The organism is Sideroxyarcus sp. TK5 (assembly GCF_054601595.1).
Window position 1 is genome coordinate 116,551 of sequence record NZ_BAAHSJ010000006.1, and the last position, 20,908, is coordinate 137,458.

Consider the following 20,908-nt stretch of genomic DNA (forward strand, 5'->3'; position numbering starts at 1 on the left):
CTCAGGGCTGCGCGTCGCCGTCTTCGGCAGCGCCTTCCGCCGGGTCGCGCCCCTTCCACTGTGCATAGCACTCCAACCCGCAGAAATGCGCCACATAGTCTTTCACCTCGAAATTCACCGCGGCTGACTGCGGAACCTCTTTCTTGCAGACTTCACAGCTGACTTGCCCGGATAAAGGCCGGGCTTGGGGATGGTTAGTCATGACACACCTCCTGTAGGGTGTAGACGTCTCCCCAGACTATCCCTGTCGCGGTCGGCTGGCAAGCGTAAAGCTCACGTCCCCCTGACGGCCGCATGGCGAACAACTAAGCTTTGCGGGAGTACAATCTTCACGCAATGCCGTAGTGATCCAACGCGACCGGGGAGAAAGTCATGCAAATCGCATGGAAGAAAGAACTGGAGATCGGCAACGAGATGATAGACACCCAGCATCGCATGCTGGTGCTGCTACTGAAGAAGCTCGATCTGGCGATCACCAGCCGGATGGGCGAGAAAGTCGTTATGGGCGTTCTGCTCGAGGTCAAGAAGTTCACCGAATTCCACTTCCTGAGCGAAGAGAACCTGATGGCCGAGTTGCGCTATCCCGGGCTGGCCGACCATGAACGCATCCATTCAGAATTGCTGGGCCAGTTGAACGTTTTCATCGCCAAGATCAACCGCAAGCAGGAGACGCCGGAGGACATCCTGCCGCAGATCGTGACCTGGGTCGCCAACCATGTGGTCAGCGAGGACCTGAAGATCGCCGAATATGTGAAGAGCTCCTCCTACCGCCCCATCGCCGAAGACTGTTACGCGCTATACCTCAAGCGTTACGATTGAGTCTCACATCACGGCGTACAGCTTCTTCGCCTCCACCACCTTCACGATATATCCGCGTGTCTCCTCGTAGGGCAGTTTGGTGCGCAAGGCGTCGTATACCTGTTCCGGCTTCATCGCATTGATCTTGTTGATCGCATCATACTGGCGCTCGCGGCTGTTCTTGAGCTGGCTGAATGCACGCATCACATTGGACGGCCCGGTGTTGTAGGCGGCGATGGCGCAGTATTCGCGCGACACCGGATTCTGTATCTCGCGCAACGGACTGTCCCTGAGCAGCACGCCCAGATAAGTGGAGCCCAGCTCGATGTTGTTGTTCGCGTCGAACAGGTACTCCTTGCTCGGCATCACATCCTCGCCCTTGGCCTTGCGATAGGCCTCACGCCCGCCGCTGGAGGGCACCAGCTGCATCATGCCGTAGGCCGGTGCACTCGACACCGCGTAGGGGTTGAACGCGCTCTCGGTCTTGATGACGGCATAGATCAGACTGCGGCTGACGTTCGTGTTGTCGGAATGGCGGCGCACCGTCGAGGCATACTGTACCGCGCGCTTGTCCAGATGCGAATTCACCATACTGAAGCGCACGAAATACACGTTCTTGCGCGTGCCGTTGGCGTCGATGCTGCGCGACTGCAACTTGTTATCCACCAGATAATCGGCATAGCGCTCCACATCCTCGCGCGACTTGAGCATGTTGCCGTTCTGGTCGGCCACCAACTGCTCCAGATAGGGGTCTCCATTGAGCGATATCTCCTTGTCGGAGAAGAGATCGACTGCGCCCGGATCGCCCGGCGTCAGCAGGGCCACCACCACGGCGTTGCGCAGCTTGCCCTTCACGCCCGCCTCGTCCAGATGCTCGATGAGGATGCTGCCCGCGTCGTAATCCACCACCACCCGGTTCTTGTAATTCTCGGTGTATTTGACGTAACGCGTACGATTGGGAAGTGTGCGCGATTCCTTCTTGCCCCACTTCGCCCCGCTCTCCTTCTGCACATTCCCCATCAGGCGGTTGTATTCCGCCTCGACCTTGCGCAGGTCGGACAGTATGAGTTGCGGATTGTATTTGTAGGCCTCCACCCGGTTGGTGGCGACCCTGCGCAAAGCCTGTTTGGGATCGCTGGCCGTGGCGATGTCGATCATTTGTTTCGTGGAACAGGCGGGCAGACACAACAGCCCCGTTCCCAGCACCAACAAGAGTTTGCGTCTCATCACCACCTCCCGTTCCAAACGATTCAGCGCGATTCCAGCGCCTCCCAGCGCGCCATCAGATCCAGCATCTGCTCTTCGATCTCGGCGGCACGCTGACCCAACTGTTTCGCATGCGCCGGATTGTCGCGGAACAGCGTCCCCGAGCCAAGTGCCGCAGCGATATCTTCCTGCTCGCGCTCCAGCACCTCGATACGGCGCGGGATCTCCTCCAGCTCTTGCTGCTCCTTGAAACTGAGCTTGCCGGGAGCCTTCGTTTTGGGTGCATCGGTTTTTGCTTCGACCTTGGCCGGCGCGGGCGTGGCAATGCGACCCTTCGCCTCGAACTGTTTCATACGCACCCAGTCCTCATAACCGCCGACGTATTCCATCAGTTTGCCGTCGCCCTCGAAGGCGATCACCTGTGTCACGACATTGTCGAGGAAGGAGCGGTCATGGCTGACCAGGAACAGCGTACCCTGATAATTCGCCAGCAATTCCTCCAGCAGCTCAAGCGTCTCGATATCGAGATCGTTGGTCGGCTCGTCCAGCACCAGCACGTTGGCCGGCTGGGTGAACAATCGCGCCAGCAGCAGGCGGTTACGCTCGCCGCCGGAACAGCTCTTCACCGGCGAACGCGCGCGTTCCGGCGCGAACAGGAAATCTCCCAGATAACTGATGACATGCTTGCGCTGTCCGCCGATCTCGATGAAATCCGAACCCTGGCTGATGGTGTCGGCCAGTGTGGCCTCGTCGTCCAGCTGCGCGCGCAACTGATCGAAATAGGCGACCGAGATCTTGGTCCCCAGCTTCACGTCACCGCTGTCCGGCTTCAATTCACCCAGGATGATCTTGAGCAGCGTGCTCTTGCCCGCACCGTTGGGACCGAGCAGCCCGATCTTGTCACCGCGCTGGATGCGGCAGGAGAAATCACTGATGATCCTTCTGTCGCCGAACGACTTGCTCACATGCGTCAGTTCGGCCACCAGCTTGCCGGAGCGGTCGCCCGCCTCCAGACTCATCTCGACCTTGCCCACCTTCTCGCGCCGTGCCGCGCGCTCAAGGCGCAACGATTCCAGTCGGCGTACGCGTCCCTCGTTGCGCGTGCGCCGCGCCTTGATACCCTGGCGTATCCACACCTCTTCCTGCGCCAGCACCTTGTCGAACTTGGCGTTCAACACAGCCTCGTCCGCCAGCATGCGCTCCTTGAGTTTCTGATAGGCCGCGAAGTTGCCGGGGAAGGATGCCAACTGGCCGCGATCCAGTTCGACGATGCGCGTCACCACGTTATCGAGGAAGCGCCGGTCATGGGTGACCAGCAGCACGCTGCCACGGAACTCCTTGAGCAATCCCTCCAGCCATTCGATGGAAGCGAAATCCAGATGGTTGGTCGGCTCGTCCAGGATCAACACCTCCGGTTCGGCCACCAGCGCCTGCGCCAGCGCCACGCGCTTGCGCACGCCGCCGGACAAAGAACCGACCACAGCTTCCGGATCCAGATCCAGACGCTGGATGGCCGTCTCGATGCGCGCCTGCACCGACCAGCCGCCCTGCGCTTCGAGCGCGGTCTGCAATGGCTGCATCGCCTCCAGCAGCTTCTCGTAATCGGCATCCGGTTCGGCCAGCTGGTGCGACAGATGGTGGTAGTCCGACAACAGTCGATGCAATTCACCCAGCCCGCGCGCGACCTCGTCGAACACGGTAGCTGAGGCATCCAGCATCGGCTCCTGGCTGACATAGCAGATGCGCGCAGTCAGCTGTCGCCACAGCGTGCCGTCATCCAGATGCGCCTGACCGGCCAATATCTTGAGCAGGCTGGACTTGCCACCGCCGTTGCGGCCGATCAGCCCGACGCGCTCACCCTCGTCGAGCTGGAAATCCACATGATCCAGCAGCGCGACATGACCAAAGGCGAGAGAGGCTTTATCCAGCGTGATGTACGGCATTTAACTGTTCTTTTCCTGCGGCAGCGAGGATTGATAGATGAGGGAGAAACCGATGGCGAAGAAGCCCATGCACAGATAGCCGAACATGGTGGTGAACTTGTCCAGCACCAGGTGCGTGTTGTAGTCGCTGATGCCCTGCGCGAAGAAATGGAACACGAACAGGCAGGATGCCAGCACATTGCCCACCAGCACCAGCTTGTGGCCGAAACGGTAGCCGTTGCCGTCCGCTTTGCCCTCCGGTGGCAACGAACCGCCGCGCAAGTGCCACACCACGAACACCCCGGCGAACAGCAGCAAGGCCCCCACCAGACGGCTGGGCACATCCCCTTCCGCCACTGGCAGTCCGAGCAGTCCGAGCAGGATGCCGCCCGTGGCGGCCACCCAACCCATGAACAGCGTCTGCGGCATGAAGAACCATGCGGCGAATATGTTGGATCGTGCTTGCATCATCTCTCTCTCTCTCCGATACGGCGTCGTTGTCACAGGGCCGGCATGATACCAGCCCGAGTCCCACGGAACGCCGCCATTTGGGCTAGAATGCGCGCCTGCCTGTCCTCGTAGTTAAATGGATATAACCGCCCCCTCCTAAGGGGCAATTACAGGTTCGATTCCTGTCGAGGACACCAACCGGATAGCGGAGTCTGGACATGAACCAGCACAGCGAGCCACGCCCCCAGCCAGTCGACATCTTCCGGATCGTCGCGCTCTACGCCGCGTTCGCCGGCCTGTGGATCCTGTTCTCGGACGAACTGCTGCGGCGCTACCTCGACCAACCCATCCTTCTGGAACTGGCCCAGACCATCAAGGGCACGCTCTTCGTCGCCGTCACCTCCGTCCTGCTCTACCTGCTGCTGAGGAAACTGACCGGCGCGAACTTCGCCGGCGGCAAACCGCTGCGCACCCATGCGCTGGTCGCCTGGCCGCGCTGGCAGCTGTATGCCTTCGCGGCGACCATCACCGTGGTCAGCCTGATGGTACGCAACAGCATCGCGCCAGCCTTCGACGAGCGGCCGCTGCTGCTGGTGCAGATGCTGCCCATCCTCCTCAGCGCCGCGCTGGGCGGTCTCGGCCCCGGCCTGTTCGCCACGGCGCTGTCCGCGCTGGGACTGACCTATTTCGCCATCCCGCCGCTCAACAGCTTCGCCATCGGCGGCATGATAGACCTCGTGCACATGTTCTTCCTGGTGCTGAATGGCGCGCTGGTCAGCGCGCTCAGCCATATGCTGCACGAATCGCGCGCCCGCGCCGAGCAGGAGCACGCGCGCACCGCCACCGCACTGGCAGAGAGATCACGCGCCGTGCAACTGCTCGACGGTATCGCGGAAGGGGCCACCGACGCCATCTTCGCCAAGGACCGCGACGGGCGTTACCTGCTGTTCAACCGCGCCGCCGCACGCTACGTCGGCAAGTCCGCGGACGAGGTGCTGGGCCGGGACGACACAGTGAACTTCCCGCCGGAGCAGGCCGCGATGGTGATGGCGGACGACCGGAAAGTGATGGAATCGGGTCGCGTCGTCACCAATGAGCACAAGCTCACCACCACGCAAGGCGAGACCGTGTTCTCCACCACGCAGGGACCGCTGTACGACGCGCACGGCAACGTCTTCGGCGTGTTCGGCATCGCGCGCGACATCACCGCGCTCAAGGCGATCGAGCGCCAACTGCGCCAGCAACGCGACTTCGCCGAGACGCTGATCGACACCGCGCAGACCATCATCTTGGTGCTCGACCCGGAGGGGCGCATCATGCGCTTCAACGACTACATGGAGAAACTCAGCGGCTGGACGCTGGCCGAGGTCTCCGGCCGCGACTGGTTCAGCACCTTCCTGCCCCCGGCGAAACAGGATGCCACACGCCAGCTGTTCCGCAGCGCCATCCACGACATCAACACCCAGGGCAACATCGACACCATCGTCGCACGCGACGGGCGCGAACTCAGCATCGAGTGGTACGACAAGACGCTCAAGGACCACAACGGCAACACCATCGGTCTGCTGGCGGTGGGGATGAACGTCACCGAACAGCGCCGGGCGGAACAGCAGATCCACCAGCTCGCTTTCTACGACAGCCTGACCGGCCTGCCCAACCGCGCGCTGCTGCTGGACCGCCTCGGCATGATGCTGCCCATCGCGCTGCGCCAGAAACGGCACGATGCGCTGCTGGTGGTGAACATCGACCGCTTCAAGGGCATCAACGATACCAGCGGTCAGGCAGTGGGCGACGCGCTGCTCAAAGCAGTCGCCGAAAGGCTGACCGGCCTGTTGCGCGAAGGCGACGTGCTGGCGCGCGTCTCCGGCGACGAGTTCGCCATCCTGCTGCCGGACCTGTCGAAACAGTTGCATGCCGCCGCCCATCAAGCCATGCATGTGGCCGAAAAGGTCCACTACGGTCTGCGCGAAGCGTTCGAGATCGGCGACGAGCGATTCTCGCTCACCGTCAGCCTCGGCATCGCCCTGTTCCCCATGCACACCGCGGAAGACGCGCCACTGGACATCCTGCGTCGCGCCAACACCGCGCTGCACCAGGCCAAAGCCGCCGGTGGCGGTCGCAGCACGATGTTCGAGCAGAGCATGGACGACAGCACCAAGCAGCGCTTCCAGCTCGAACGCGAACTGCGCCAGGCCATCGCCGCCGGGGAGTTGCGGCTCTACCTGCAGCCGCAGGTCGATGCGTCGGGGCGCACCGTGGGGGCGGAGGCGCTGGTGCGCTGGCAGCATCCGCAGCGCGGTCTGGTACCACCCGCGCTGTTCATCCCCATCGCCGAGGAATCCGACCTGATCATCGACATCGGCCAGTGGGTGATGTCACAGGCATGCAAACTGCTGGCGGACGAAACCCTGCTGGGACGCCCCTACCGCATCGCGGTCAACATCAGCCCGCGCCAGTTCCGCCAGCCGGACTTCGTGCCCTGGCTGCAGAACATGCTCGCCGAATGCGGTGCCGAGCCCACGCACCTGACGCTGGAAGTGACAGAAGGCGTGGTGATCGACAACATCGGCAACGTGATCGCCAAGATGAACGAGCTGGCGATCATGGGCATCCATTTCTCGCTGGACGATTTCGGCACGGGCTATTCCTCGCTGGCCTACCTCAAGCGCTTGCCCATCAACGAACTCAAGATCGACAAGACCTTCGTGCAGGACGCGCCGAGCGATCCGAACGACGCGGCCCTGATCGAATCGATCCTGGCAGTCGCCAGACACATGCACCTCAAGGTGGTGGCGGAAGGGGTAGAGACGCAGGAACAGGCGGACTTCCTCAACCAGCGCGGCGAGGTCATCCACCAGGGCTATCTGTTCGGCCGGCCCGAACCGGCGGAAACGGTCTTGGCCGGATTGGCTGACTAGGCCACCGCCACGCGCGCCGCGCCAACCGTCATCTCGCCGACCACCGCCGCTTGCGCAAAACCCGCCGCACGGAAACGCGCCAGCACCTCGTCCACGCCGTCCGGCGCCACGGACACCAGCAAGCCGCCGCTGGTCTGCGGATCGGCCAGCAACTGGCGCTGCCATTCCGGCAAGCTGGCCGCAAAATCCACCTCGTGCCCGTAACTCGCCAGATTGCGCGCGATGGCACCGGCCACGATGCCCTGCTGTACCAGAGGCAAAGCCTCCGACAGCGTCGGCACTTGTGAGAAATCCACCGTCGCCCCCAGGTTCGAGCCGCGACATATCTCCAGCAGATGGCCGAGCAGCCCGAAACCGGTCACATCGGTCAGCGCGTGCACTTCCGCCATCGCGGCCAGCTCGCTGCCCACGCGGTTGAGTTGGGTGGTGGTGGCGATCATCTGCGCGTAGCCTGCTTCAGACAGCAACTCTTTCTTCATCGCGGCTGCCAGCACGCCGACGCCCAACCCTTTGCCCAGGATCAGCACGTCACCGGCACGTGCCGAGCTGTTCTTCTTCACATGGCCGGGATGCACGATGCCGAGCGCGACCAGTCCATAGATCGGTTCCGGTGCGTCGATGGAATGCCCGCCCGCGATGGGGATGCCCGCATCGCGGCACACCGCCTCGCCGCCTTCCAGGATGCGGCGGATGGTGTCCGGCTGCAACTTGTCGATCGGCATGCCGACGATGGCCAGCGCCATGATGGGCGTTCCGCCCATCGCATACACGTCGGAGATGGCATTGGTCGCGGCGATGCGCCCGAAATCGTAGGCATCGTCCACGATGGGCATGAAGAAATCGGTGGTGGCGATGATCGCCTGCTGGTCGTTGAGGCGGTACACCGCCGCGTCGTCGCTGGTCTCGGTGCCGACCAGCAGGTCGGGGAACGGCATCGCATGTTTGGTTTTTCCCAGTATCTCCTGCAACAGACCCGGCGCGATTTTGCAGCCGCATCCGCCGCCGTGCGACAATCGGGTCAATTTCACTTCAGACATCTTCACTCCCACTGCTCATGTTGTTCAGAACCGCGAACCTATCACAGCTCGGTGACTTTGACGAAATCATCGACGTGCGCACGCCTGCGGAATTCGCCGACGACCACATCCCCGGCGCGATCAACTGCCCGGTACTGTCGGACGAGGAACGCGTCACCGTGGGCACGCTGTACAAACAGGTGTCGCCGTTCGAGGCGCGCAAGGTGGGGGCGGCGCTGGTGGCGAAGAACATCGCCCACCATCTGGAGACTGTATTCCACGACAAGCCAAAGTCGTGGAAGCCGCTGGTCTATTGCTGGCGCGGCGGACAGCGCAGCGGCGCGATGAGCATCATCATGGGGCAGGTCGGTTGGGCGGCGCACAAGCTGGAAGGCGGCTACAAGACTTACCGCCGCGACGTTCTGGAAAAACTGGAGACGCTGCCGGCCCGCTTCAGCTTCCGCATCGTCTGCGGCCCGACCGGTTCGGGCAAGAGCCGCCTGCTGGATGCGCTGTCCGCAGAAGGGGCGCAAGTACTGGACCTGGAATCGCTGGCCCATCATCGAGGCTCCGTGTTGGGCGGCCTCCCTTCTCAGGCTCAACCGTCACCCAAATCGTTCGAGACGGCGCTGGTGCAAGCCATGAGCAAGCTGGACCCGGCGCGCCCGGTGTTCGTCGAATCCGAGAGCAGCAAGATCGGACGCCTCACAGTTCCCGCGCGCCTGATCGCTGCCATGCACAACAGCGCATGCGTGCTGCTGGACACCTCGCGTGAAGCGCGCATCGCCTTGCTGATGGAGGAATACCGGCACTTCGTCGACGATCCGGAGACACTGATCAAAAAGATAGAGATCCTCAAGCCCTTCCACGGCGCGAAACGCATCGAGGAATGGGAAGGTCTGATACGGGCCGGAAACTTCCAGACGCTGGTCGACCAGTTGCTGACGCTGCACTACGACCCCGGCTACCAGCGCTCGCACGACAGCCATTACGGCGATATGGCACACGCCTATCTGCTCCCACTGACCGACACTTCATCGCCCGCCATGCGCCAGGCAGCCAGCGAACTGCTCAAAGCGATCAGCGCCTGAGCGGCGCATCGCCCCCTCGCCTTCCTGCGCCGCTTTACCTTCGGTAAGCCCCCTCAGTCGCATCCCCTTGTTATAAGAGTGGTTTCTGCGGCCTTTAACATGTCAAACTGACTTCGTTTTCCCTTGCTGATCCGCGGATTGCCTGCCGTTACCGTGGATAGACTGGATAGCAGGATTCAACTTCCCACCATCGTGGTCGATAGCTACACAGTCCACAGCAAACTGAAGGATTCGTCATGCGCAACAACCAGCCCGTCACCGGACGCGAATACCCCTTCCCGCAGGGGCAGACGGTCATTTCCTACACCAACCAGAAGGGCCAGATCACCCGGGCCAACGAAGCCTTCATCGCGCTCTCCGGTTTCACCGAACAGGAACTCATGGGGCAGCCGCACAACATCGTGCGCCATCCCGATATGCCGCCCGAGGCCTTCCGCGATCTGTGGGACACCCTAAAGAAGGGACGCCCCTGGAGCGGTCTGGTGAAGAACCGGCGCAAGGACGGTGACCATTACTGGGTGCGTGCCTATGCTTCGCCGCTGGCGGACGGCAACGGTTACGTCTCGGTCCGCGTCGCCGCGTCGCGACAGGAGATCAGCGCAGCAGAAGCACTCTATGCACGCATGCGCGACGACGAGCGTATCAAGCTGGAAGAAGGGCAGCTCGTCCCGCGCTCCCTGCCCGGAAAATTCGGCGCGCTGTTCAACAACATGCGCATGGTCTCGCGCCTGTGGTTCCTCTCCCTCAGCGCGCTGGCCGGTTTCGTGGCGGCCATCGCCGTCGGCTGGATAGGCGTCAACAGTGCCACCAACGGCCTGAAGAGCGTATACGAGGATCGCGCCGTGCCGATGTATGACCTCGGCCAGATCGATACCCGCATCCGTGAGAACTACAACGACCTGGTGCTGGCATTCCAGCACGACCCGTCCGGTTCACTGGCGACCCTGCACGGGCACCCGGTCGAGCGTCATCTGGAGAACGTCAGCAAGCGCAAGGACGAGATCAACGCGCTGTGGCAGAAATACATGGCGACCTACCTGACCGAGGAAGAGAAAGTGCTCGCGGCCGACGTCGATGCCCGGCGCATGGCCTGGCAAAAGAAGATCGCCGAGACCATCGGCGCCTTGTCGAAAAACAACTACAGCAAGGACGCGCTGCAGAACCTGCTCGTCGCCGGTCGCGAGGAACGCGCGGCCTTCCACGACGCGCTCGACAAACTGGTCACCTACCAGACTTCGGTCGCCAAGAGCGAATATGAACAGGCTCTGCGTACCGCGAAGCTGGATGCGCTGATCTTCGAGGTCCTGCTCGCGGCCGGCACACTCGGCCTGTTGCTGCAATCCTGGTTCATCATCCGCCGCATCCGCAGCGGACTGCAATCTGCCATCGAAGCGGCCAACGCCATCGCCGCCGGCGACCTGACCAAGCCGTTGCCGCCTGCCAGCAAGGACGAGCTGGGCGACCTGGTCGCCTCTCTGTCGGTGATGCGCAACAACCTGCACGAACTGGTCGCCAACGTGAGAGAGGGCATCTCCGCCCTGAACATCACATCGGGTGATGTCTCCAGCTCGGCCCAGAACAGCTCCAGGGTCACCGAGATGCAATCCGAAGCCGCTTCCGGCATGGCGGCCGCGATGGAACAACTCTCCGTCTCCATCGACCAGGTGAGCGAGCATGCCAAGGAAGCCTATGCGGTCAGCCAGACCTCGAGCAAACAGGCGACCGAAGGGGGCAGCATCATCCAGAGCACGGCCTCGGAGATGGAGCACATCGCCACTGCCGTGAACCATGTCGCGACCAGCATACGCAGCCTGGAAGGCTATTCCGACCAGATCACCAGCATCGTCAACACCATCCGCGAGATCGCCGACCAGACCAATCTGCTCGCGCTCAATGCCGCCATCGAAGCCGCCCGTGCCGGTGAACAGGGACGCGGCTTCGCCGTGGTCGCCGATGAGGTACGCAAGCTGGCCGAACGCACGGCGACCTCGACCAAGGAGATTGGCGGCATGATCGGCAAGATACAGGAAGGCACCAAGCAGGCGGCCCAGGAGATGGAGGTCAGCGTCAAGCGGGTGAGCGGCGGCGTGGAACTGGCGCGCCAGGCTGGCAAGTCGGTGAGCAGTATCGACCAGGCGGCCCAGCAGGCCGCGCGGGCGGTGGACGACATCACGGCGGCGATACAGGAACAATCACTAGCCGCACGCGACATCGCCGAGCGTATCGAGAAGATCGCGCAGGGGACGGAAACGAACAGCATGGCCGCTGCCCAGACCGCCTCCTCCGCACAGCAGATGACCACGCTCAGCAAGCAACTGGACGAACTGGCGGGACGCTTCCGGATCGCCTAGTCTGTTCGAATCTGGAACAAGCCCCGCCAGTATCCTGCGGGGCTTTTTTACGCCTGCGATACCGGCACGCGCGGTGCCAGCGCGCACAGCAATTCGTAACTGATGGTGCCGGCGGCGCGTGCCACTTCGTCCACCGGCATACCCTCACCCCACAGCACCACACGGCTGCCTATGCGCGCATCCGGCAGTGCGCTCAGATCGACACTCAGCATATCCATCGACACCCGCCCCAGCGTGCGTGTGCGCTGCCCGTCCACCAGGATGGGCGTACCGCTGGCGGCATGGCGCGGATAGCCGTCGGCATAACCGCAGGCAACGGTGCCGATACGCATGGCACGCTCGGCACGGAAGGTCGCCCCGTAGCCGATCGCATCCCCCGCCCTGATGTCGCGCACCGAGATGAGCTCGCTGCGCAGGGTCATCACCGGCTGCAATCCCAGCGCTTGCGCGCTGGTGTCGGCGAACGGCGAACTTCCGTAGAGCATGATGCCGGGGCGCACCCAGTCCGCATGTGCGGCCGGATGGCGCAGGATGGCGGCGGAGTTTGACAGCGAACGGGGCAGACGACGGTTCGCGGTGATCTGTTCGAACAGCGCATGCTGCGCCGTGACACCGGGTGCCTCGTCCGCCTGCGCGAAATGGGTCATCAGGGTGATGTCGCGCACCGCGCGATGCGACTTCAGCCGCTCCATCACGGCGGGGAATTCCTGGGCAGAAAAACCGAGCCGGTTCATGCCGCTGTTGAGCTTGAGCCACACCGACAGCCCGTTGCTGCGCGGGTAGGCGTCCAGCCATGCCAGCTGCTGCTGGCTGTGGATCACGGTCGTCAGCTCGTACTCGGCCAGCAGCGGCAGTTCATCGCGCGAAAAGTAGCCTTCCAGCAGCAGGATGGGCTGGCGGAAGCCGGCCTCGCGCAAGGCCACTCCGTCGCGCGCATCCAGCAGCGCGAACCCGTCGGCATCGTTCAATGCCTCTGCTGCCTGCAGCAGGCCATGCCCGTAGGCATTGGCTTTGACCACCGCCATCACGCGCGCCGGGGTGGCGCGGCGCACCACCCGCAGGTTGTTGCGCAAGGCGGCTAGGTCGATATGGGCCTGGATGGGGCGTGACATGTCAGTCGTACGGAGAGGAGAAAGTGGCGCGAATGATAGCAGGACGCCCATTCCTGCACTTTTGAAAGTGCCGCAAAAATTCAGAATTTAACAATCCCGCAAGATATTTCATGTTATAAAACCGCGTCATTCCAACTATCGTCCATCGTGAATCGCGGCTTCTACACCATCCTCGCAGCGCAGTTCTTCAGTGCGCTCGCCGACAATGCACTGCTGTTCGCCGCCATCGCACTGCTGAAAGACCTGGCCTCCCCCGGCTGGCACACGCCGGTACTGCAACAGGGCTTCATCTTCTCCTACATCGTGCTCGCCCCCTTCGTCGGGGCTTTCGCCGACTCGCTGCCCAAGGGCCGAGTGATGTTCATCAGCAACCTGATAAAACTCGCCGGCTGCATCGCCATGCTGGTCGGCTTGCATCCCCTGCTCGCCTACGGCCTGGTCGGGCTGGGTGCGGCGACCTATTCGCCGGCCAAGTACGGCATCCTTACCGAATACCTGCCGCCCAGCCAGCTGGTGAAAGCGAACAGCTGGATGGAGGTCCTCACCGTCGCCGCCATCGTGCTCGGCGCGGTGATCGGCGGCATCCTCATCTCGCCCGCCATGTTCGCGCCGCTGGTCGAATCGCTGGACATCCCGCTGCTGCACAGCGTGCCCATGTTCGCCATCGCCATCATCGTGCTGATCTACGTGATCGCGGCCGTGTTCAACCTGTACATCCCGCACGTCCCCATCGACCATAAACCGCTGAGCCGCGACCCGATCGCACTCACCCGCGACTTCTGGCACTGCTTCAAGCTGCTGTGGAAAGACCCGCTGGGCCAGGTCTCGCTGGCGGTCACCACGCTGTTCTGGGGGGCTGGCGCGACGCTGCGCCTGCTGCTGATCGGCTGGGCTGCTGTGGCGCTCAACTACGACATCGGCCAGGCCGCACAACTGACCGCGTGGTTCGCCATCGGCATCGCCATCGGCTCGGTGCTGGCCGCGCGCTACATCAAGCTGGAACATTCGGTGAACGTGCTGCCGGTCGGCATCGCCATGGGGCTGACCGTGCTGCTGATGATCCCCATCAGCAACAGTGTGCTGGCCGTGCTGCTGCTGATCGCGATGGGCGCGATGGGCGGCTTCTTCGTGGTGCCGATGAATGCGCTGCTGCAACACCGCGGTCACCTGCTGATGGGCGCGGGACGTTCCATCGCGGTGCAGAACTTCAACGAGAACATCAGCATCTTCGCCATGCTCGGCCTGTATGCCGTGATGGAAAAGATGGAACTGCATATCTTCATCATCCTGGTGGTGTTCGCGCTCATCCTCTCCGGCGTGATGAGCCTGCTCTACAAGAAACATCGCCACGACCAGGATAGCGGCGCGATGTGACGTAGCACGCCAGCCGTTCGGCTAGCGCTCAGTAACCCATGGCCAGACCCGTGTTGTGACGCGGGTCGTTCGCGCCGTAGTAGCGATCGTTCCCAACCGCTTCTCCGCCCGATTTCGGCGCACCGATCAGGATCGCCGTCACATGGTTGGCATAGCCGCTGTCGCGGAAGTTCTGCCCCCATGATTCCAGCACCGCGCGCGTATCCGGGCTGAGCGCGTAACGCTCGACGAAGGTCGTATCCGGCAACCATTGCTGGTGGAAGCGCGGCGCATCCACCGCCTCCTGGATGTCCATGCCGTAGTCGATCACGTTGAGGATGACGTGCATCACCGCCGTGATGATGCGGCTGCCACCCGGCGTGCCCACCACCAGCAGCGGCTTGCCGTCCCGCGTGACGATGGTCGGGCTCATGGAACTGAGCGGGCGTTTGCCCGGCGCGATCACGTTCGCCTCGCCCTGCACCAGCCCGTAGCTGTTCGGCACACCGACCTTCACCGTGAAATCGTCCATCTCGTTGTTGAGCAACACGCCCGTCCCCGCCGCCGTGACCTTGGCCCCGAACGCACCGTTCAGCGTATAGGTGACCGACACTGCATTGCCCCAGCGATCCACGATGGAGTAATGCGTGGTGTTGTCGCCTTCGTGCGGCGCGACACCGGGTTTGATCTGCATGGAGATGCCCGCCTTGTCTTTCACGATCTTGCTGCGTATCTGCGCGGCATAGCCTTTGTCGAGCAGACGCGACAGCGGGTTGTCCACGAAATCCGGATCGCCCAGATAACTGTTGCGATCCACATAGGCATGACGCATCGCCTCGATCTGGTAGTGCACCGCTTGGGCAGAGTGAAAACCCAGCTCAGGCAATGGATAGGCTTCGAGGATGTTCAGCATCTCGCACAGCGTCACCCCGCCTGAACTGGGCGGCGGCGCGGAGACGATGCCGTAGCCGCGATAACTGCATTCGACGGGTGCGAGTTCGCGCGTCCGGTATTGGTCCAGATCGGCCTGCGCGAGGATGCCGCCGTTCGCCTGGCTGCTCGACACCAGCGCCCTGGCAACCGGGCCTTGGTAGAACCCTGCACTGCCGTGCTGGCTGATCTGCCGCAAGGTGCGCGCCAGGTCCTTCTGCACCAACCGCTGCCCGGCCTGGTAAGGCTGGCCGCGCTGCAGAAAGATCGCGGCGGATGGCGCATCTTTCCTGAACGCCTGCGTCGCCATGCCCAGCATCCCGACATCGCTCTGCCCCAGCACGAAACCGCGTTCCGCCAGCCTGATCGCGGGTGCGATCACCTTGCCGCGCGGCAGCGTGCCGTACTTCTGCAGTGCATATTGCAGCCCTGAGACGGTACCCGGCACGCCCACCGCCAGATGCCCGTCCGTGCTCGCGCCCGGCACCACCTCGCCGTCGCGGTCGAGATACATGTCCGCGCTCGCGGCCAGCGGTGCTTTCTCGCGGAAATCCAGGAAGGTCTTGCGGCCATCGGCCAGCATCAGCGTCATGAAACCGCCACCGCCCAGATTGCCCGCCACGGGATACACCACCGCCAGCGCATAGCCCACCGCCACCCCGGCATCCACCGCGTTGCCGCCCGCCTTCAACACATCCACCCCGACCTGTGTGGCCAGATGATGGGCCGTCACCACCATGCCGTTCTCGGCGGCGACCGGCGCCGGGGATGCGGCCCAGACACTGCCGTGCAGGATGATCGATGCAACCAGCGTTAGTCCGGAGAAAAAACGTGCTCTCATGATGTACTCCCGATGCAGGCCCGCCATCCCCTGCGGAATATATAGGCCTTTGTTCTTCTTGATTGAATCCGGCAAAGGTGAGAATGTACGCGCACCTTATGCAGGTGGCGGCAAAATACCATGACACTGGACAAACTGGACAGGAAGCATTTCGGCAAAGACCAAACCATCTTCACCGAGGGAGACGCAGGCAATTGCGCCTACATCATCGAATCGGGCGAGGTCGAGATCATGCATAGCAACGCATCAGGCGAACAGCGCTTGAGCCTGTTGCAGGCGGGCGAACTGTTCGGCGAGGTCGCGCTGCTCGACCTGCATCCGCGCACGGCCAGTGCACGCACCACGCAGGATTCCGTGCTGATCCAGATCGAGCGTCACCTCGTGCAGGAACTACTGGAGCGCAGCGATCCCATCCTGCGCCACCTGCTGCAAGTCATCCTGGAACGTTTCCGCAACAATCCCGCCCACGATGTCCCGCATGGGTCTTCTGCACGGCAGACTCAGGATAACGAAGCTTCGCGCAGGGAGTTGCAGGGAGCCGCCACCCAGAAACTGGCGATGGCGCACGGCATCACGCGCGCGCTCAACCAGAACGAGTTCGAGATGTATTACCAGCCGATCTGCGACCTGAAGGACGACAGCGTGGCCGGGTTCGAAGCGCTGATCCGCTGGCACCATCCGACCGAGGGCATGATCCCTCCCATGGACTTCCTGTGGCTGGCCGAACAGACCGGGCAGATTCGCCAGCTCGGCTTGTGGACGCTGGAACGCGCCTCGCGTGACTGGGCGCGCCTGCGCGGGATGACGCAACACCCGCAACCCTTCGTCAGCGTCAACCTGTCGGCGCGGCAACTGACCGGCGACAATCTGGTGGAGGATGTGAAGGCCATCATCGCCCGTCACAAAATGCCGCCTGAATCGCTGAAGCTGGAACTGACCGAGACGGTGATGGTGGAGCAGCCCGCGCTCGCCATGAACATCCTGAGCCGTCTAATCGAACTGGGATTCCAGCTGGCGCTGGACGACTACGGCACCGGCTACTCGGGTCTGGACAACCTGCAGCGCTACCCGATCGGCACGCTCAAACTGGATCGCGCCTTCGTCGCGCCCATGCTGACCTCGAAGCAAAGTCTGGAGATTGTGCGATCCTCCATCGCGCTGGCGCACACGCTGGGCATGTCGGTCGTGGCAGAAGGCATCGAGACGCGCGAGACGCGCGATGCGCTGGCCGAGCTGGGCTGTGATTACGGCCAGGGCTGGCTGTTCGGCAAACCCCTGCCGCTCGTGTGAGTGGCAGTCACCTTCACTTGTCCCGGTAGAACTTCCAGATGTTCTTGCCGCCGTGTTTGGCGGCATACATCGCCTCGTCGGCCTGCCGCACCAACTCTCTGGGCTCCATCGCATCGTCCGGGAACAGGGCGATACCGACGCTCGCCCCGACCTTACCGCTCTGTCCGTTCAGATCGAACGGCTCGGCCAGGGACTGGACGACCTTCCCGGCCAATCGCCCCGCATTCTCGGCACTATCGACGTTCTCCAGCAGCATGATGAATTCGTCCCCGCCCAGCCTGGCCAGCGTGTCCGAATCGCGGATCGACTGTTTGAAACGCGCCGAGACACCCTTCAACAACAGGTCGCCCGCCTCGTGGCCCAGCGTGTCGTTGATCTGCTTGAAGCCGTCCAGGTCGATGAACAGCACGGCGAGCATCTGCTTGTTGCGCTTCGCCAGACCGACCGAGTGATCGAGGATGTTCAGGAACGAGGCGCGGTTAGGCAGGTTGGTCAGGTAGTCGAAATGCGCCAGATGCGCGATGCGATCTTCCGTTTCCTTGCGCTCGGTGATGTCGCGCACGATGCCGATGAAATAGCGCTGGCCACCGAGGAACATCTCGGATGCTGAAAGCTCCATCGGGAACGTCCCGCCATCCTTGCGCACTGCCGTCACCTCGCGCCCGCGCACACCGAGCACGCGCTTCTCGTTGCTGTGCACGTAGCGGTGAAGGTAACCGTCATGCGCGCTACGGTCCGGTTCCGGCATCAACACCTTCACGTTCTGCCCGATCACCTCCTGTGGGGCATAACCGAAGATGCGTTCCGCGGCCGGATTGAAACCCTGTATCAGACCCGATTCGTCGATGGTGATGATGCCGTCCATCACGTTATGGATGATGGCCTGCAACTCGTCCTGGCTCTTCTCCAGTTCATCCTTGATCGTCTGCAGATTGGTCACCATCTGCCAGAACAGTTTCACTTCCGCGCCGCCGGTCACACGGTGGTCGCCGAACACCTTGTAGGCCTCGTCCGCGACCGACTCGTCGTGCGACAGGTTATAGATGATGCAATCGGAGTATTCCTTGCACGCCTGCAAGGCGGAAACCGTATCGGTATAGGTCGGGATGCCGTACTTGCGCGCCAGTTCGAAACCGGGGGCAGCGGGATTGGTGTCCACGATGGCGACCACGCTGGCCAGCTCGTCTTCCATGAACATCTCGAGCAAAGCCGAGCCGCCCCTGCCCGCGCCTATGATCAGCACCGGTTGACCGGTAATGATGCGAGAAACCATGCCTTTCCCCCATGTTTTGTTGTTCGTCCGCCCGGGAACGCCGGGCCGGATATCGAACCGGTCGAATCCTACATGACTATGCCGGGCAACCGGAAGTTTTGTGTGCGGCGCGTCCCTTCCTTCGGCACGCGCATGGCCCCCGCCATGATTTCTGATTATCATGGACGTGCAAGCCCACACGAGGAGAACACCATGCGCCATCCTATCGCCGCCATCCTTTTCGCTGCCCTTGTGCTGGCTGCCTGCAGCCGCGACGAAACACCGCCCCCCGCGCCCAAACTCTTCGCTGAACAGCGCGACGCGCTCGACCAGGCAAAGGACGTCGGCACCACGCAGCTGGAAGCGGCCGATCAGCAACGCAGGGCGATGGAACAGCAGGCGCAGTGAACGGGATCGCATCATGACCGGATCGCTCAGTCTGACCCGCGCCGCAAGATTGATCGGCGTGACGCGCGCCGAACTGCAGCGCCGCATCAAGCACGGCGAGATGGTCTCGCACGACGGCATGATCCCGGTCAGCGAACTGCTGGCCTGTTACCCCGATGCTCAACTGGAAGACGATGCCGAGACCCGCCGCATCGCGCAGATCAAGGAACGCGCGTTCGGCAAGCGCGTGTTCGAGCGTGCACTGCCGGAACCGGAAGTGCTGGCAGCGCGCATCACCGAGCTGGGCAAGACGCTGGCCACCAGCCAGGCGCAGGTAGAACGATTCAAGGAACTGCTGGGCAGGCTGTGGGACAAACTGGACGGCACGCCCGGACTATCGGCTGCGGAACTCAAGGAATGGCTAGAACAGGAGGTGGATTTGGCGACTGAACCCGGCTTCATCAACCCGCTCGCGGTGAAGGACAACGTCCTGCGCGTGATGACGGCACAAGTGACCATACTGCCCAGCCGGCACGACTTCCTGGTCGAGGGTCACGACTCGCTGCTGGAAGCCGCCATGCGCGCCGGTATCCCGCTCAGCTACGGTTGCAGCGGCGGCAACTGCGGGCTGTGCAAGGCGAAGGTGGTCTCTGGTGAGGTGCGCAAGACGCGCAACCACGACTTCATCATCCCCGAGGCGGAGAAGGCTGCGGGTTATGTGCTGCTGTGCAGCAACACCGCCGTCAGCGACCTTGTGATCGAGGCCCCGGTGGCCGATAGCGTGCAGGACATCCCCTTCCAGCAGATCGAAGCGCATGTGAAGGCCATCGGCCATATCAACGACGACATCCTGCTGCTGCACCTGCAGACCCCGCGCACCAAGCGCCTGCGCTTCCTCGCCGGACAGGGCGTCACGCTCAAGCTCGGCCAAACGTTCAGCGCCCTGCAAGCCATCGCCAGTTGCCCCTGCGACGACCGCAACCTGCTGTTCCACATCCACCGCCAGCCCGGCAACCTCTTCTCCGACTATGCCTTCGACAAGCTCAGGACGCACGATGCGGTGGAGATCGAAGGGCCGCAGGGCGAGTTCATCCTGCATGAGAGGTCGCCACGGCCGCTGTTCTTCTTCGCCTTCGACTGTGGTTTCGCCCCGATCAAGAGCCTGATCGAGCATGCCCTGTCGCTTGAGGTGGAGGACATCTATCTGCACTGGATAGGCTCCAGCAGACAGCACATCTACCTGCCCAACATCGCCCATGCCTGGGACGATGCGCTGGATGATTTCCACTACCAGGAGCATGTCGCCGGTTTCGATCTGCGCAACCTGGTCGGCAAGCGGGAAGAAGCGCTCATCAAACTGTTGCAGGACATCCAGATCGCCGATGCCGCGATGTTGCAGGGGGACATCTACATCGCCGGGCCGGACGAAGCCGTCACGGTCGCCGAAAGGTTCTTCCTGGAATTCGGCCTGCCCAAGACCCGCGTCTCCGTGTCTCGCGTAAAATGACGCCCGGCGCGCCGTCGGCGCACCGAACAACGTAACGGAGGGTGTCTGGATGGATCTGGTCTCATGGTTGGTGTATGGCGTACTGTTCATGCTGGCGGAGTTCCTCTACGGCTCCATGTATCTGTTCGCCATCGGTCTGGCGTTCGCCTATCCGGCCATCGCGCAGTACAACGGCGCGGCGACCAACATGCAACTCGCCGCCCTGGCCGCAGGCGCCGCAGCCCATGCGCTGATCGTATATATCCTGCGCTCGCGCAAACGCAACGACGGCACCGCCCCCGCCCGCCCCCAGATCGGCGAGCAGGTCGACGTGATCGAGTGGCTGGACGAATGCAGCGCGCGCGTGATCTGCCATGGCCGTGAATGGCAGGCCGACAAGGTAGACAGCCGCATGCCGGACGCCATGCAGGGCACCATCCACTCCGTTCAAGGCAGCCGCCTCATCATCACCACCGCACAAGCCGCCGAAGCCTGATCGCATTTT

At 62.7% G+C, this 20,908-nt stretch carries 17 protein-coding genes and 1 tRNA gene; 10 read left to right on the plus strand and 8 right to left on the minus strand.

The annotated features are described in order from the left end of the window. Window position 1: 1 nt before the first annotated feature. Entirely contained in the window at window positions 2-202 is a 201-nt protein-coding gene (locus tag ACYPYQ_RS11230; protein ID WP_459723929.1) for a DUF3330 domain-containing protein, read from the minus strand. Between the two features lie 170 nt (window positions 203-372). On the opposite strand from ACYPYQ_RS11230, the gene ACYPYQ_RS11235 reads away from it, so the two are divergent. After that, complete coding sequence (locus ACYPYQ_RS11235; protein WP_459723930.1) at window positions 373-819, plus strand: bacteriohemerythrin; 447 nt, start codon at window positions 373-375, stop codon at window positions 817-819. 3 nt (window positions 820-822) lie between these two features. Here the strand turns inward: ACYPYQ_RS11235 and ACYPYQ_RS11240 are convergent, their stop codons facing one another. From ACYPYQ_RS11240 to ACYPYQ_RS11250, 3 genes are read right to left on the minus strand one after another with little or no spacing between them, the layout of a single operon-like run. Further along, window positions 823-2,025, minus strand: a complete 1,203-nt coding sequence (locus ACYPYQ_RS11240; RefSeq protein WP_459723931.1) for a murein transglycosylase domain-containing protein — start codon at window positions 2,023-2,025, stop codon at window positions 823-825. 23 nt (window positions 2,026-2,048) lie between these two features. Next, window positions 2,049-3,947 carry an ATP-binding cassette domain-containing protein gene (locus tag ACYPYQ_RS11245; protein WP_459723932.1) on the minus strand — a complete coding sequence of 633 codons (1,899 nt, stop codon included), beginning with the start codon at window positions 3,945-3,947 and terminating at the stop codon, window positions 2,049-2,051. Further along, window positions 3,948-4,397 (minus strand): hypothetical protein, encoded by a 450-nt coding sequence (locus tag ACYPYQ_RS11250; RefSeq protein ID WP_459723933.1) that lies wholly within the window; start codon window positions 4,395-4,397, stop codon window positions 3,948-3,950. A gap of 101 nt (window positions 4,398-4,498) precedes the next feature. Here ACYPYQ_RS11250 and ACYPYQ_RS11255 point away from each other — a divergent pair. Next, window positions 4,499-4,573 (plus strand) — tRNA-Arg (locus ACYPYQ_RS11255). Between the two features lie 21 nt (window positions 4,574-4,594). Continuing rightward, the gene (locus ACYPYQ_RS11260) at window positions 4,595-7,294 is read left to right on the plus strand and encodes an EAL domain-containing protein (RefSeq protein ID WP_459723934.1); all 2,700 of its coding nucleotides are present in this window, start codon (window positions 4,595-4,597) and stop codon (window positions 7,292-7,294) included. Here the strand turns inward: ACYPYQ_RS11260 and selD are convergent. Further along, window positions 7,291-8,331: a selenide, water dikinase SelD gene (gene selD / locus ACYPYQ_RS11265; protein ID WP_459723935.1), complete on the minus strand. Its 1,041-nt coding sequence runs from the start codon at window positions 8,329-8,331 to the stop codon at window positions 7,291-7,293. The two genes, ACYPYQ_RS11260 and selD, sit on opposite strands and share 4 nt — an antisense overlap. Before the next feature lie 17 nt (window positions 8,332-8,348). On the opposite strand from selD, the gene mnmH reads away from it, so the two are divergent. Together mnmH and ACYPYQ_RS11275 are read left to right on the plus strand one after the other, a co-directional pair. Then, window positions 8,349-9,401, plus strand: a complete 1,053-nt coding sequence (gene mnmH / locus ACYPYQ_RS11270; protein WP_459723936.1) for a tRNA 2-selenouridine(34) synthase MnmH — start codon at window positions 8,349-8,351, stop codon at window positions 9,399-9,401. Window positions 9,402-9,637: 236 nt separating this feature from the next. Further along, complete coding sequence (locus ACYPYQ_RS11275; RefSeq protein ID WP_459723937.1) at window positions 9,638-11,752, plus strand: methyl-accepting chemotaxis protein; 2,115 nt, start codon at window positions 9,638-9,640, stop codon at window positions 11,750-11,752. A 47-nt stretch (window positions 11,753-11,799) separates the two neighbouring features. On the opposite strand, the gene alr is transcribed toward ACYPYQ_RS11275, so the two are convergent. Next, window positions 11,800-12,864, minus strand: a complete 1,065-nt coding sequence (gene alr, locus ACYPYQ_RS11280) for an alanine racemase (RefSeq protein WP_459723938.1) — start codon at window positions 12,862-12,864, stop codon at window positions 11,800-11,802. A gap of 147 nt (window positions 12,865-13,011) precedes the next feature. Between alr and lplT the strand changes: the two genes are divergently transcribed. Further along, window positions 13,012-14,238: a lysophospholipid transporter LplT gene (lplT, locus tag ACYPYQ_RS11285; RefSeq protein ID WP_459723939.1), complete on the plus strand. Its 1,227-nt coding sequence runs from the start codon at window positions 13,012-13,014 to the stop codon at window positions 14,236-14,238. 28 nt (window positions 14,239-14,266) lie between these two features. Here the strand turns inward: lplT and ggt are convergent, their stop codons facing one another. Next, window positions 14,267-15,988 (minus strand): gamma-glutamyltransferase, encoded by a 1,722-nt coding sequence (gene ggt, locus ACYPYQ_RS11290; protein ID WP_459723940.1) that lies wholly within the window; start codon window positions 15,986-15,988, stop codon window positions 14,267-14,269. A gap of 120 nt (window positions 15,989-16,108) precedes the next feature. Here ggt and ACYPYQ_RS11295 point away from each other — a divergent pair, with 120 nt between their 5' ends. Then, a complete protein-coding gene (locus tag ACYPYQ_RS11295; RefSeq protein WP_459723941.1) occupies window positions 16,109-17,278 on the plus strand; it encodes an EAL domain-containing protein in 1,170 nt (389 codons plus the stop codon). Window positions 17,279-17,291: 13 nt separating this feature from the next. Here ACYPYQ_RS11295 and ACYPYQ_RS11300 read toward each other — a convergent pair whose 3' ends face one another. Then, a complete protein-coding gene (locus ACYPYQ_RS11300; protein WP_459723942.1) occupies window positions 17,292-18,551 on the minus strand; it encodes a diguanylate cyclase domain-containing protein in 1,260 nt (419 codons plus the stop codon). 192 nt (window positions 18,552-18,743) lie between these two features. Between ACYPYQ_RS11300 and ACYPYQ_RS11305 the strand changes: the two genes are divergently transcribed. From ACYPYQ_RS11305 to ACYPYQ_RS11315, 3 genes are read left to right on the plus strand one after another with little or no spacing between them, the layout of a single operon-like run. Then, window positions 18,744-18,938, plus strand: coding sequence for a hypothetical protein (locus tag ACYPYQ_RS11305; protein WP_459723943.1), 195 nt, complete (start codon window positions 18,744-18,746; stop codon window positions 18,936-18,938). Window positions 18,939-18,951: 13 nt separating this feature from the next. Further along, on the plus strand, window positions 18,952-20,424 hold the full coding sequence (locus ACYPYQ_RS11310) for a 2Fe-2S iron-sulfur cluster-binding protein (RefSeq protein WP_459723944.1): 1,473 nt from the start codon (window positions 18,952-18,954) through the stop codon (window positions 20,422-20,424). A 49-nt stretch (window positions 20,425-20,473) separates the two neighbouring features. Continuing rightward, window positions 20,474-20,899 carry an NfeD family protein gene (locus ACYPYQ_RS11315; protein ID WP_459723945.1) on the plus strand — a complete coding sequence of 142 codons (426 nt, stop codon included), beginning with the start codon at window positions 20,474-20,476 and terminating at the stop codon, window positions 20,897-20,899. Window positions 20,900-20,908 lie beyond the last annotated feature (9 nt).